The 12122-nt window shown below is 70.0% G+C and carries 11 protein-coding genes; 4 read left to right on the top strand and 7 right to left on the bottom strand.

Annotation, left to right across the window (positions count from 1 at the left end):
* Positions 1-21: 21 nt before the first annotated feature.
* The gene (locus tag IR155_RS00055; RefSeq protein ID WP_135111937.1) at positions 22-501 is read left to right on the top strand and encodes a DUF3515 family protein; all 480 of its coding nucleotides are present in this window, start codon (positions 22-24) and stop codon (positions 499-501) included.
* A gap of 109 nt (positions 502-610) precedes the next feature.
* On the opposite strand, the gene IR155_RS00050 is transcribed toward IR155_RS00055, so the two are convergent.
* The 7 genes from IR155_RS00050 to IR155_RS00020 all read right to left on the bottom strand — a co-directional run bounded on the left by IR155_RS00050 (position 611) and on the right by IR155_RS00020 (position 8261).
* Positions 611-1699: a D-alanine--D-alanine ligase family protein gene (locus tag IR155_RS00050; RefSeq protein ID WP_135111936.1), complete on the bottom strand. Its 1089-nt coding sequence runs from the start codon at positions 1697-1699 to the stop codon at positions 611-613.
* A complete protein-coding gene (locus IR155_RS00045; protein ID WP_135111935.1) occupies positions 1599-2786 on the bottom strand; it encodes an NAD(P)H-dependent glycerol-3-phosphate dehydrogenase in 1188 nt (395 codons plus the stop codon). The genes IR155_RS00050 and IR155_RS00045 overlap by 101 nt, the downstream gene beginning before the upstream one ends.
* Complete coding sequence (locus tag IR155_RS00040; RefSeq protein WP_233441040.1) at positions 2741-3484, bottom strand: lysophospholipid acyltransferase family protein; 744 nt, start codon at positions 3482-3484, stop codon at positions 2741-2743. The genes IR155_RS00045 and IR155_RS00040 overlap by 46 nt, the downstream gene beginning before the upstream one ends.
* Before the next feature lie 15 nt (positions 3485-3499).
* Positions 3500-4867 carry a UDP-N-acetylglucosamine 1-carboxyvinyltransferase gene (gene murA, locus IR155_RS00035; RefSeq protein ID WP_135111934.1) on the bottom strand — a complete coding sequence of 456 codons (1368 nt, stop codon included), beginning with the start codon at positions 4865-4867 and terminating at the stop codon, positions 3500-3502.
* 87 nt (positions 4868-4954) lie between these two features.
* Positions 4955-5551: a 3-isopropylmalate dehydratase small subunit gene (leuD, locus tag IR155_RS00030; protein ID WP_135111933.1), complete on the bottom strand. Its 597-nt coding sequence runs from the start codon at positions 5549-5551 to the stop codon at positions 4955-4957.
* Position 5552: 1 nt separating this feature from the next.
* Positions 5553-7019 (bottom strand): 3-isopropylmalate dehydratase large subunit, encoded by a 1467-nt coding sequence (gene leuC, locus IR155_RS00025; protein ID WP_135111932.1) that lies wholly within the window; start codon positions 7017-7019, stop codon positions 5553-5555.
* A gap of 243 nt (positions 7020-7262) precedes the next feature.
* Positions 7263-8261, bottom strand: a complete 999-nt coding sequence (locus IR155_RS00020) for a TerC/Alx family metal homeostasis membrane protein (protein WP_135111931.1) — start codon at positions 8259-8261, stop codon at positions 7263-7265.
* Positions 8262-8554: 293 nt separating this feature from the next.
* Between IR155_RS00020 and IR155_RS00015 the strand changes: the two genes are divergently transcribed.
* The 3 genes from IR155_RS00015 (at position 8555) to IR155_RS00005 (ending at position 11953) form a co-directional block, all read left to right on the top strand.
* Entirely contained in the window at positions 8555-9103 is a 549-nt protein-coding gene (locus IR155_RS00015; protein ID WP_135111930.1) for an RNA polymerase sigma factor, read from the top strand.
* Positions 9100-10176: a DUF4349 domain-containing protein gene (locus IR155_RS00010; RefSeq protein ID WP_135111929.1), complete on the top strand. Its 1077-nt coding sequence runs from the start codon at positions 9100-9102 to the stop codon at positions 10174-10176. Before IR155_RS00015 ends, IR155_RS00010 begins: the two co-directional genes overlap by 4 nt.
* Before the next feature lie 76 nt (positions 10177-10252).
* Positions 10253-11953, top strand: a complete 1701-nt coding sequence (locus IR155_RS00005; protein WP_135111928.1) for a long-chain-fatty-acid--CoA ligase — start codon at positions 10253-10255, stop codon at positions 11951-11953.
* The last annotated feature ends 169 nt before the right edge of the window (positions 11954-12122 follow it).

Genomic DNA, 12122 nt, shown 5'->3' with positions numbered 1-12122 from the left:
TCGGCGACCTAGGGTGGACGGGTGATCCGTCGACTCGCCGCCGCGACCGCGGTGATCCTCCCCCTCGCCCTCGCCGGATGCGCCTCGACCGTCTCGGTCCCCGCGGCGGAGGATGCCAACGATCCGCTGTGTGCCGAGGTGAGCGTCCGCCTTCCCGACGCGATCGGCGACCTCGACCGCCGCTGGACGGATGCGCAGGCGACGGGTGCCTGGGGCGATCCGACCGCGGTCATCGTGAGCTGCGGCGTCACTCCCCCCGGCCCGACCACGCTGCAGTGCGTGACGTTCGAGGGCGTCGACTGGATCGTCGACGCCTCGGAGCTGCCGATGCAGCGCATCACGACCTACGGCCGCACGCCGGCGACGCAGGTGTACGTGAACACCGAGGTGATCAGCCCCTCCGACGTGCTCACCCCGATCAGTCGGATCGTCTCGTCCATCCCCGTCGACGCATCCTGCGTCGGACTCGAAGACGCCACGCCCGTTCCCGACGCCGGCTGACCGACCCCGCACAGGCTGAGCCGCCCGGCCGTAGGCTCACGCGCCGCAGGCCTTCACTCGCGTCACAGCGAGCCTGTTCACGGGCGCGAAGGCGCCACCGGCCACCGGATCAGGCCGCGCGGGCCAGCCCCAGCTCGATGAGCTCGGTGATCAGCTCGGCGTAGGTCATCCCCGACGCGATCCAGCACTTGGGGTACATCGAGATCGGCGTGAAGCCGGGCATCGTGTTGAGCTCGTTGATCACGACCTCGCCGTCGGCCGTGAGGAACACGTCCACGCGGGCAAGACCCCGGCCGTCGACGGCCTCGAACGCGCGGCGACCGACCTCGCGGATGCGCTCGGTCTCGTCGTCGGTGAGCGACGCGGGGCAGACGACCTCGGCGCCGTCGCCGCCGAGGTACTTCCCCTCGAAGTCGTAGAACTCGCGGGTGGTCAGCACGATCTCGCCAGGGAGCGAGGCGCGCGGGCGTCCGCCGTCCCGTCCCTCGAGGATCGCGACCTCGATCTCGCGGCCGACGATGCCGACCTCGACGAGCACCTTGTCGTCCTCGGCCAGCGCCACGCGCATCGCCTCGTCGAGCTCGGTGGCGTCGTGCGCCTTGGAGACGCCGACGCTCGAGCCGGCGCGCGCCGGCTTCACGAAGACCGGGTATCCCAGGGCCGCGACGTCGTCGCGCACGGCGTCGGGCTCCGAGGCCCAGCGCGCGGCGCGCACGGTCACCCACGGGGCGACGGGCAGGCCCTCTGCCTGCAGCGCGATCTTCATGAAGTGCTTGTCCATGCAGACGGCCGAGTCGAGCACCCCGCCGCCGGCGTACGGCAGCTCCAGGATGTCGAGGAAGCCCTGGATGGTGCCGTCCTCGCCGTGAAGACCGTGCAGGATGGGCAGCACCACGTCGACCTCGCCGAGGTCCTCGACGGATCCGTCCTCGTGCTGAGCGCGCAGCGCACGTCCGCCCGTGGGCCACACGATGCGGGTGCCGTTGTCGACGACCTCGGGCAGCTTGGCCGCGTCGAGCGCGAAGCGCTGCGGGTCGTCCTGCTCGAGCACGAACACGCCGTCGCGCGTGATCCCGACGGGGATCACGCGGAAGCGGTCACGGTCGATCGCTCCGAGAACCCCGCCCGCCGTCGCGGAGGAGATCGAGTGCTCGCTCGAGCGTCCTCCGAAGAGCACCGCCACGGTCGTCCTGGCCATTCTGCGTCCCTTCGCCCTGCGGCGTGTCGTCGTCTGTCGTGAGGTGGGGCGCGATCTCGCGCGGGCGCATCCGGCCGTCCAGCACCATCTTCACCTGCTGGACGATCGGCATCTCGACGCCGGCGTCCTTCGCGAGGGCCAGGATGGGGCCGACGGATGCGAGACCCTCCGCCGTCTGGTTCATCTGCGCGATGACCTCTTGGTACTTGTACCCCTGGCCGAGCAGGCGCCCCGCCGTGTTGTTGCGGCTGAGCGGCGACTGGCATGTCGCGATCAGGTCGCCGAGGCCCGCGAGGCCCTGGAGCGTTCCCGGCTGCGCGCCGTAGGCGACGGCGAAGTCGGTCATCTCGACGAGGCCGCGCGTGATGATCGACGCCTTCGTGTTCTCGCCGTAGCCGACGCCGTCGACGATGCCGATCGCGACGGCGATGAGGTTCTTGAGCACGCCGCCGAACTCGGTGCCCGTGACGTCGGTGTTCACGAAGCTGCGGAAGTACTCGTTGCGCGAGCGCCGGGCGACCGCGTCGGCGGTGTCCTGGCTGCTCGATGCGATGACGGCGGCGGTCGGCTGCTCCTTGGCGATCTCGAGCGCGAGATTGGGTCCGCTGGCCACCGCGATCCGGGCGGGGTCGCAGCGGAGCTCCTGCTCGATGACCTGGCTCATCCGCAGGTTCGTCTTCTTCTCGACGCCCTTCATCAGGCTGACGACGGGCACCGCCTCGTTCGCGAGGTACGGCCGCATCGCGCGCAGGGTCTCGCGCGCCGACTGGCTCGGCACCGACAGGTACACCTGCTCGGCGCCGTCGATGGCCCGCGCGAGATCGTGCGTCGCGTGCATCGAGCGCGGCAGGTTGATGCCGGGAAGGTACTTCGAGTTGCGCTTCGCCTCGTCGATCTCGTGGGCCTGCTCGGGGCGGCGGGCCCACATCGTGACCTGCGCTCCCCCGTCGGCGAGCACCTTGCCGAACGTGGTGCCCCAGCTGCCCGAGCCGATGACGACGACCTTCGGTCCGTCGTGGCGGCGACCGGCGGCCGGGCGGCTCACAGGCGTCCCGTCTCTGCCTGGCCGTGCGACGACGGATCCCATCGCTTCGGCGGCGCCTTCTCGTCGCGGATCCCCTCGAGCAGCGCGGTGATCGCCTGCATGAGGCGCTCCGTGGCCTCGGAGATCGCCGCGGGGTCGGTCGGCCGGCTCTTCAGGTCCGACAGGTCGACGGGGTCGCCGATCGCCACGCGGACGAGCTTGCGCGGCGGCCAGAGGCTCAGGCCGCGCTGGTAGCGGCCCATGATGTTCTGCACGCCCCAGTGGGCGACGGGGATGAGCGGCAGGTCGCCGGCGAGGGCGAGGCGGGCGGCGCCCGACTTGCCCCGCATCGGCCACAGGTCCGGGTCGCGGGTGAGCGTCCCCTCGGGGTACACGATGACGCCGCGTCCGTCGGCGACGAGCTCCGACGCCTGCCGCATGGTCTGCGCCGCCGAGTCGCGCGACGACGTCCGCGCCACGGGGATCATGCCGGTCGCGCGCAGCGCGGCGCCCAGCACCGGCACGCGGAACAGGCTGTCCTTCGCCATGAAGCGCGGCGCGCGGCCGAGGCGCCACACGGCGACGGCGACGAGCACCGGGTCGAGCTCGCTGACGTGGTTCGGCGACAGGATGTACGCGCCCTCGCGGGGAAGCTTGTGCCCGTCGGTGATGCGCACCTTCGCCATCAGACCCGCGAGCGGGACCACGATCGCGGCGAGCGGCCAGAACGCGCTGGGCCGACTCTTCTCGGAAGAGCTCACGTCGACTCGCTTCGCTCAGCCGACGACGTCGAAGTCGGCCCCGAGGGCCGTCAGCTTCTCGAAGAACTTCTCGTACCCGCGGCGGATGATCCCGACGCCGGAGACGCGCGACGTGCCCTCGGCCGCGAGGGCCGCGACGACGTAGCTGAAGCCACCGCGAAGGTCGGGCACCACGATGTCGGCGCCGTGCAGCGGAGTGGGGCCGTTGATGACCGCGGCCTGCTCGAGGGCCCGACGCGGAACGCGGCGGTACTCGCCCTCGAGGCCGTCCTCGTGCACGACGATGTCGGCGCCCATCTGCACGAGCGCGCGGGTGAAGCCGAGGCGGTTCTCGTAGACGGTCTCGTGCACGACCGACTGGCCGTTCGCCTGGGTCAGCGCGACGATCAGCGGCTGCTGCCAGTCGGTCATGAACCCGGGGTGCACGTCGGTCTCGACAGTGATCGCCTTCAGCGGCGCCTTGCCGCGGCGGAAGCGGATTCCCTCGTCGGTGATGTCGAAGTCGCCGCCGACCTTGCGGTACACGTTGAGGAACGTCAGCATCTCGTACTGGCGGGCGCCCTTGACGAAGATGTCGCCGTCGGTGGCCAGGGCGGCGCAGGCCCACGAGGCCGCCTCGTTGCGGTCGAAGAGCGAGCGGTGGTCGTAGCCGCGCAGCTCGTCCACGCCCTCGATGAAGATCACGCGGTTCGGCTCGTACGAGATGATGGCGCCCATCTTCTGCAGCACGCCGATGAGGTCCATGATCTCGGGCTCGATCGCCGCGTTGCGCAGCTCGGTGACGCCCTTCGCCCGCACCGCCGTGAGCAGCACCTGCTCCGTCGCGCCGACGCTCGGGTACGGAAGCTCGATGTGCGCGCCGTGAAGCCCCTCGGGGGCGGAGAGCCGGATGCCGCTCGGCTGCTTGTCGACGATCGCGCCGAACTTGCGAAGCGCATCGAGGTGGAAGTCGATCGGGCGGTCGCCGATGCGGCAGCCGCCGAGGTCCGGGATGAACGCCTGGCCGAGCAGGTGAAGCAGCGGACCGCAGAACAGGATCGGGATGCGCGACGAGCCGGCGTGGGCGTCGATCTCCTCGAAGTTCGCCGACTTCGCGTCGGCGGGGTCGAGCACGAGCGCACCCGGCTCGTCGCCCTCGGTCACGTGCACACCGTGCACCTCGAGCAGCGAGCGCACCACCTCGACGTCGCGGATGTCCGGGACGTCGCGCAGGATGCTCGGGGTCTCGCCGAGGAGGGAGGCGACCATCGCCTTCGTCGCGAGGTTCTTCGCGCCGCGGACGTCGACCTGACCCTTCAGCGAGCGGCCGCCGCGGATCTCGAGGACTTCACCGGATGCGTAGGCCGGGGTGCCGGGGGTCTTGGCGTCGCCGATCAGAGTCATGTGGTGGTGCCTCGCTAGGGATCTCGCAGCTGTGGGCCGCTCGGTGATGTGAGGCGAGTCCGGGGCCTCAAGAGGCCCCGGAAGGGCTCACGGAACCGGGGTGGTCCGTGGCCGCCACGCCTCGCGGCGGGCCTCGAACTGCGCGATCTTGTCTTCGTTGCGCAGCGTGAGCCCGATGTCATCGAGCCCTTCGAGGAGCCGCCACCTAGTGTAATCGTCGATGTCGAACGCGGCCGTGAAGTCGCCAAGAGTGGCTGTTCGAGCGATCAGATCGACCGTCATCTCCACGCCGGGCTGCGCGTCGATCGCGGCCCAGAAGCGCTCGACGTCGTCCTCCGAGATCACGCCGGTGACGAGGCCCTGCTTGCCCGAGTTGCCGCGGAAGATGTCCGCGAAGCGGGGGCTCAGCACCACCTTGAAGCCGTAGTCGCGCAGCGCCCACACGGCGTGCTCCCTGCTCGATCCGGTGCCGAAGTCGGGCCCCGCCACGAGGACGGAGGCGCCGCGGAACGGCTCCTGGTTCAGCACGAAGTCGGGGTCCTGGCGCCAGCCGTGGAACAGCGCGTCCTCGAAGCCGGTCTTGGTGACGCGCTTCAGGAAGACGGCGGGGATGATCTGGTCGGTGTCGACGTTGGAGCGCTTGAGGGGCGCTGCCACACCGGTGTGCGTCGTGAACTTCTCCATGTCAGGCCTCCGCTCCGGTCGTCGCGAACGCGGCGTCCGCCGCATCCAGATCCGCGGGGCTCGCGAGCGTGCCACGGATGGCCGTCGCCGCCGCGACGAGCGGCGACACCAGGTGGGTGCGACCGCCCTTGCCCTGACGGCCCTCGAAGTTGCGGTTGCTGGTGGACGCGCAGCGCTCCCCTGGCGCGAGCTGATCGGGGTTCATGCCCAGGCACATCGAGCACCCCGCGAAGCGCCACTCGGCGCCGAAGTCCTTCACGATCTTGTCGATGCCCTCGGCCTCTGCCTCGAGCCGCACGCGCGCGGATCCCGGCACGACCATAACGCGCACGCCCTCGGCCTTCTTGCGGCCCTTGATGATCGACGCGAACGCGCGCAGATCCTCGATGCGGCTGTTCGTGCACGACCCCATGAACACGGCGTCGACGGGGATCTCCTTCATCGGAGTCCCGGGGGTCAGATCCATGTACTCCAGCGCCCGCTCGGCCGCGGCGCGCTCGTTGGGGTCGGTGATCTCGGCGGGGGTCGGCACCGCGTCGCTCAGCGACACACCCTGACCCGGGTTGGTGCCCCACGTCACGAACGGCTCGAGCTCGTTCGCGTCGATGAACACCTCGGCGTCGAACACCGCACCCTCGTCGGTGGGAAGCGTCCGCCAGTACGCGACGGCCTCGTCCCAGTCCGCGCCCTTCGGCGCGTGCGGGCGGCCCTCGAGGTACGCGAACGTCGTCTCGTCGGGCGCGACCATGCCGGCGCGGGCGCCGGCCTCGATCGACATGTTGCAGATCGTCATCCTGCCCTCCATGGAGAGCGACCGGATGGCGCTGCCGCGGTACTCGAGGACGTAGCCCTGTCCGCCGCCGGTGCCGATCTTGGCGATGACGGCCAGGATGATGTCCTTCGCGGTGACGCCGGGCTTCAGCTGGCCCTCGACCGTGATCGCCATCGTCTTGAAGGGCTTCAGCGGCAGCGTCTGCGTGGCCATGACATGCTCGACCTCGCTCGTGCCGATGCCGAACGCCATGGCGCCGAACGCGCCGTGCGTCGAGGTGTGGCTGTCGCCGCAGACGACCGTGATGCCCGGCATCGTGAGGCCGAGCTGCGGGCCGACGACGTGGACGATCCCCTGCTCCTTGTCGCCCAGCGAGTGAAGGCGAACGCCGAACTCGGCGGCGTTGCGGCGCAGCGCCTCGATCTGGGTGCGGCTGGTCAGGTCGGCGATCGGCTTGTCGATGTCGATCGTGGGGGTGTTGTGATCCTCGGTCGCGATCGTCAGGTCGAGGCGGCGCACGGGACGTCCCTCGGCGCGCAGGCCGTCGAACGCCTGCGGGCTGGTGACCTCGTGCACGAGGTGCAGGTCGATGTAGATCAGGTCGGGCTGACCGTCTTCGCCCTTGACCACGAGGTGGTCTTCCCAGACCTTCTCGGCCAGGGTGCGGGGGCGGTCGGGGATCGTGATGTCGCTCATTGTTCTTCTCCGGGGGTTCGCGATGTCGGCCTGCGCGACGGACTCCGCGACGGGGAGAGGCCTAGAGCGGGATCCCGTCGCGGCGCAGAAGGAGAAGGACTCCGGCGAACCGCATGGGGCAAGCGTAGCATCCTGCACGCGAAGCGGGCGTTCCCCGCACAGAGTGCACAGACAGAGGCGGCGCGGAGATCCTGCCTCTCAGCAGAACTCCGCGCCGCCTGTCAGATTGCGCAGATCGGGCGATCAGCTCTCGATCGTCTCGCGCTTCTTCTCGCGCGACGAGGAGATGAGGCTCGCGATGGTGGCGACCGTCATCGACACGACGATGACGCCGAGCGAGACCCAGTTGTTGATCTCGGGCGCCCACTCGATGTGCTGACCGCCGTTGATGAACGGCAGCTCGTTCTCGTGCATCGCGTGGAAGAACAGCTTCACGCCGATGAAGAACAGGATGAACGCCACGCCGTAGTGGAGGTACTTCAGGCGCTCGAGCAGGTCGCCCAGCAGGAAGTAGAGCTGGCGCAGACCCATCAGGGCGAAGATGTTCGCGGTGAACACGATGAACGGGCTCTGGGTGAGGCCGTAGATCGCCGGGATCGAGTCGATCGCGAACATCAGGTCGGTCACGCCGATCGCGACGAACACCAGCAGCAGCGGGGTGAAGAAGCGCTTGCCGTTCACGACCGTGCGGATCTTGTTGCCGTCGTACTCGTCGCTGATGTCGATGAAGCGACGCAGGAACCGCACGATCGCGGTCTCCTCCTTCTCGTCGTCCTCGAGCTTCTCCGGCATCGCCTGGCGGATGGCGGTGTAGATGAGGAACGCGCCGAAGAGGTAGAAGATCGCCGAGAAGTTCTCGATCAGCGTCGCACCCAGCAGGATGAATGCACCGCGCAGCACGAGCGCGATGATGATGCCGACCATCAGCACCTCCTGCTGCAGCTTCCGCGGCACGGAGAACTGGGCCATGATCAGCACGAAGACGAACAGGTTGTCGATCGACAGGCTGTACTCGGTCATCCAGCCGAGCAGGAACTCCTGGGCCGGCGTCGCGCCGGCGAAGATCCACATCAGCACCGCGAAGATCAGCGCGAGCACCACGTAGAAGACGACCCACAGGGTCGACTCCCTGGTGGAGGGGATGTGCGGACGCTTCAGGATGAGCAGCAGGTCCGCGAGCAGGATGGCCGTCAGCACGACGAGCGATCCCACCTCGAACCAGATGGGCAGAGCGAGGTCCATTCAGGGCCTTTCCGGTACGGCCTCGATCGAGGCGCGACGATTGTCGAGAGTCTCTCCCCCGCGTGGATGGCGGTGCGGCCCGGGACTCCACCGTCGAAGTCCGTGATGACGAGCGCGCGCTGACGGGATACTCCCTCTCGCTCCCCCAGGATAACGGCCGGGAGGCCCGATCCCTTCCCGCGCGAGCACGGAAGACGGCGAACGACTCGTTAGCGAACCGAGACGATCCGGCGTCGCCGGACACTGACAGGGTGAGAGACGACGGCCCACCCGGGTCTGGAGGATCGGACGCCATGGACATTCCCGGCACGAGCGACGCCGAACTCGTCGCGCGCGCAGCCGACGGGAGCGAGCACGCGTTCCGGCAGCTGTACCGCCGGCACGCGCGACCCGTGTACTGGATCGCGCACGGCCTCGTGCATTCGGCGGCGGATGCCGAGGACGTCACGCAGGAGACGTTCGTCGTGGCGTGGCGGAAGCTGTCGGGCTTCGAGCTCGCCGGCGACTCGCTCCTGCCGTGGCTGGCGACCATCTGCCGGTTCCAGGCGGCGAACCGCCTGCGCGCGCTGCGCCGGGCGGAGGCCGACCAGCTGGACGAGCGCTCCGCCGACACGGTAGACGTTGAGCAGCAGGTGATCGACGCCGACCTCGCGGAGCGCATCCTGCAGGCCGTCGAGGGGCTGAGCCCGCTCGACCAGCGCATCTTCCGGCTGTGCGTCGGCGAGGGATACGCCTATCAGGCCGCCGCCGACGAGCTCGGCGTCGCGCACGGCGTCGTCCGCAATCGTCTCTCCCGCATCCGCACACGGCTGCGGACGGCAGTGCGAGAGGAGGCGTCATGAACACGCAGAGGACGACGGACCACGCCGGTCTTCCCGAGGTGTCCGACGAGACGCTCGCGCGGATGGAGGCGCGGGTGTTCGAGGCCATCGACGAGGAGCGGGTCACGCACACCTCCCGCTCTCGACGGCGCCGGCGCGTGTGGCAGGCCGTCGGGATCGCGGCGACGTTCGTCGTCGTGGGCGCCGTCGCGACGCCCGTCGTGCTGCAGCTCGGCCAGGGCGGAAGCGGAGCCACCTCCGCGGACTCCGCGGAGGTGGCTCCCGCCGCTCCCGAGGAGCAGAGCGCGGCAGACGGCGGCGGCGCGGAAGCGGTGGGGCCGCTCTCGGCATCGACGCGCGACACCGTGGCGCAGGCAGCCGACCGCGAGATCATCCGCACCGGATCGGCGAGCATCGTCGTCGACGACGCCGCGGCTGCGGCCGAGGCGATCACGCAGCTGACCTCGGAGCACGACGGGTGGGTCGAGCAGCTGTCGATCGGCGCCGACCGCTCCTACACCGGCGAGACGGGTGACTCCACCGTCTGGGTGCCCGACGACGGCGGCTACATCTCCGTCCGCGTGCCCGCCGACGAGCTCGATCCGCTCATGGACTCCCTCGACGAGATCGGCGAGGTGGCGAGCTCCCGCGTGCAGACGCAGGATGTCACCTCGCAGGCGGTCGACCTGCGGGCGAGGATCGACGCCGCGCGGGCCTCGGTCGACCGGCTCACCGAGCTGCTCGCGCAGTCGGGCAGCGTCGGCGACCTCGTCGAGGTCGAGACGACGCTGTCGGAGCGACAGGCCGAGCTCGAGTCGCTCGAGTCGCAGCTCGAGTCGCTCGAGGGCCAGGTGGCGATGTCGACGCTGTCGGTCTCGCTGCTCGCGGAGGCGCCCCCGGTCGAACCGGATCCCGCGGGATTCGGCGATGGGCTGGAGACCGGCTGGAACGGCCTGCTCGCCGTGATCAACGGCCTCGTCGTCGCCCTCGGCTTCGCGCTCCCCTGGCTCGGCGTGATCGCCGTCGCCTGGCTTGTCGTCTGGCTCGTGCTCCGTCTCATCCGCCGGCGCCGGGAGTCTCACACCACCGGCTGACGAGCGCAAGGCCCAGGGAGCACCGCATCCGGCCCACGTAGCATTGTCGGACCCTGCGCGCCCCTGAGGAGGACCGGTGACTTCTTCCCACCCGTACGCATCGAAGCCGTGGCTTGCCGCGTATCCGCCGGATGTGCCCGCCGAGATCGGCGAGGTCACGCAGACCCTGCCCGGCATGCTCATGCAGAGCGTGAAGACCCACAGGCGCAAGACGGCGCTCGAGTTCTTCGGGGCGTCGGTGACCTACCGCGACCTCTGGCACGAGATCGAGCTCGCGGCCGAGGGACTGCGCCGCCGCGGCGTCGGCAAGGGCGACCGGGTGGCGATCGTGCTGCCGAACTGCCCGCAGCACGTCGTCGCCTACTACGCCGTGCTGCGTCTCGGGGCGATCGTCGTCGAGCACAACCCGATCTACACCGCGCGCGAGCTGCGCCACCAGTTCGAGGATCACGGCGCACAGCACGCGATCGTGTGGGACAAGGTGCACGACACCGTGTCCGACTTCCCGGCGGACGTCCGCCCCCGGGTGATCGTCAGCGTCGACATCACGGCGGGGATGCCGCTGGCGAAGCGACTCGCCCTGCGGCTTCCCGTGCCGAAGGCGCGCGAGGCGCGCGCCAAGCTGACGGCGCGCCCGTCGGCGCGACGCGTCCTGACCTGGAAGACCCTCACCGGCGGCCGCCGCCTTCGCCGCTCCGTTCCGGGGCCGGGGCTCGATGACGTCGCGCTGCTGCAGTACACGAGCGGCACGACCGGCACGCCGAAGGGGGCGATGCTCACCCATCGCAACCTCCGCGCCAACGCGATGCAGGGCGAGGCCTGGGTGCCGGGCCTGCGGAAGGGCGCCGAGACGTTCTACGCCGTCCTGCCTCTGTTCCACGCGTACGGCATGACGCTCTGCCTCACGTTCGCCATGAGCATCGGCGCGAAGCTCGTGCTGTTCCCGGCGTTCGACGTCGGGCTCGTCGCGGATGCCGCGCGCAAGAGCCCGCCGACGTTCCTCCCGGCCGTGCCGCCGATCTACGACCAGCTCTCGCGCGCAGCGACGCAGGGGCGGCTCGACCTGTCGAGCGTGCGCTTCGCGATCTCGGGCGCCATGAGCCTGCCGGTGTCCACCGTGAAACGCTGGGAGGATGCGTCGGGCGGTCTGCTCGTCGAGGGCTACGGGATGACCGAGACCTCGCCCGTCGCCCTCGGCAATCCGATGGGCCCGACCCGCCGCCCCGGGACGGTGGGCGTGCCGTTCCCGAGCACGGGCATCCGGATCGTCGACCCGGAGGACTCCGCCAGGGATCTCCCCGCGGGCGAGCCCGGCGAACTGCTTGTGCGGGGTCCGCAGGTCTTCGGCGGCTACTGGCAGCGCCCCGAGGAGACGCAGGAGGTGCTGCTCGCCGACGGATGGCTGCGGACGGGAGACATCGCGACCGTGTCGCCGGACGGCTTCGTCACGATCGTCGACAGGCTCAAGGAGCTGATCATCACGGGCGGCTTCAACGTCTCTCCCACCGAGGTCGAGCAGACGCTCGAGTCGCACCCGGACGTCAGCGCGGCCGCCGTCGTCGCCGTGCCGCGTGGCGAGGGCGGCGAGGCGGTGGCGGCCGCCGTGGTGCTGCGGGAGGGGGCCGAGGTCGACCTCGACGGGCTGCGCGACTTCTGCCGCGCTCACCTCGCCGACTACAAGGTGCCGCGCCGGATCGTCGTCATGGACGACCTTCCGCGGTCGCTGATCGGCAAGGTCCTGCGTCGCGAGGTGCGTCAGCGCATCACCGGCAAGTGAGCGGGTGAGCGGCGGCGGGTGCCGCCGCTCACCCGCCGGCGCGGGTTATAGGCCAAAACGAGTGGATGGATGACTGATCCTGCCGCGTGATTACGCGGTGAAACGGGGTTCGTCATGGTCCGCGACCCTTAGTCGTGGACCTTCCGTCGAACACGACGACCTGTCTGGT

This window comes from Microbacterium paludicola (assembly GCF_015235415.1).
Lineage (GTDB): Bacteria > Actinomycetota > Actinomycetes > Actinomycetales > Microbacteriaceae > Microbacterium > Microbacterium paludicola.
The sequence above is the reverse complement of the archived record's forward strand: the minus strand, read 5'-3'. Positions and strand labels throughout refer to the sequence as shown.

Bases quoted from the DNA above. Each gene is read 5' to 3' on its own strand.
- IR155_RS00050 (WP_135111936.1), bottom strand. From the start codon at position 1,699: ATGGCCAGGACGACCGTGGCGGTGCTCTTCGGAGGACGCTCGAGCGAG.
- IR155_RS00045 (WP_135111935.1), bottom strand. From the start codon at position 2,786: ATGGGATCCGTCGTCGCACGGCCAGGCAGAGACGGGACGCCTGTGAGC.
- murA (WP_135111934.1), bottom strand. From the start codon at position 4,867: ATGACTCTGATCGGCGACGCCAAGACCCCCGGCACCCCGGCCTACGCA.
- leuD (WP_135111933.1), bottom strand. From the start codon at position 5,551: ATGGAGAAGTTCACGACGCACACCGGTGTGGCAGCGCCCCTCAAGCGC.
- leuC (WP_135111932.1), bottom strand. From the start codon at position 7,019: ATGAGCGACATCACGATCCCCGACCGCCCCCGCACCCTGGCCGAGAAG.
- IR155_RS00020 (WP_135111931.1), bottom strand. From the start codon at position 8,261: ATGGACCTCGCTCTGCCCATCTGGTTCGAGGTGGGATCGCTCGTCGTG.
- IR155_RS00015 (WP_135111930.1), top strand. From the start codon at position 8,555: ATGGACATTCCCGGCACGAGCGACGCCGAACTCGTCGCGCGCGCAGCC.
- IR155_RS00010 (WP_135111929.1), top strand. From the start codon at position 9,100: ATGAACACGCAGAGGACGACGGACCACGCCGGTCTTCCCGAGGTGTCC.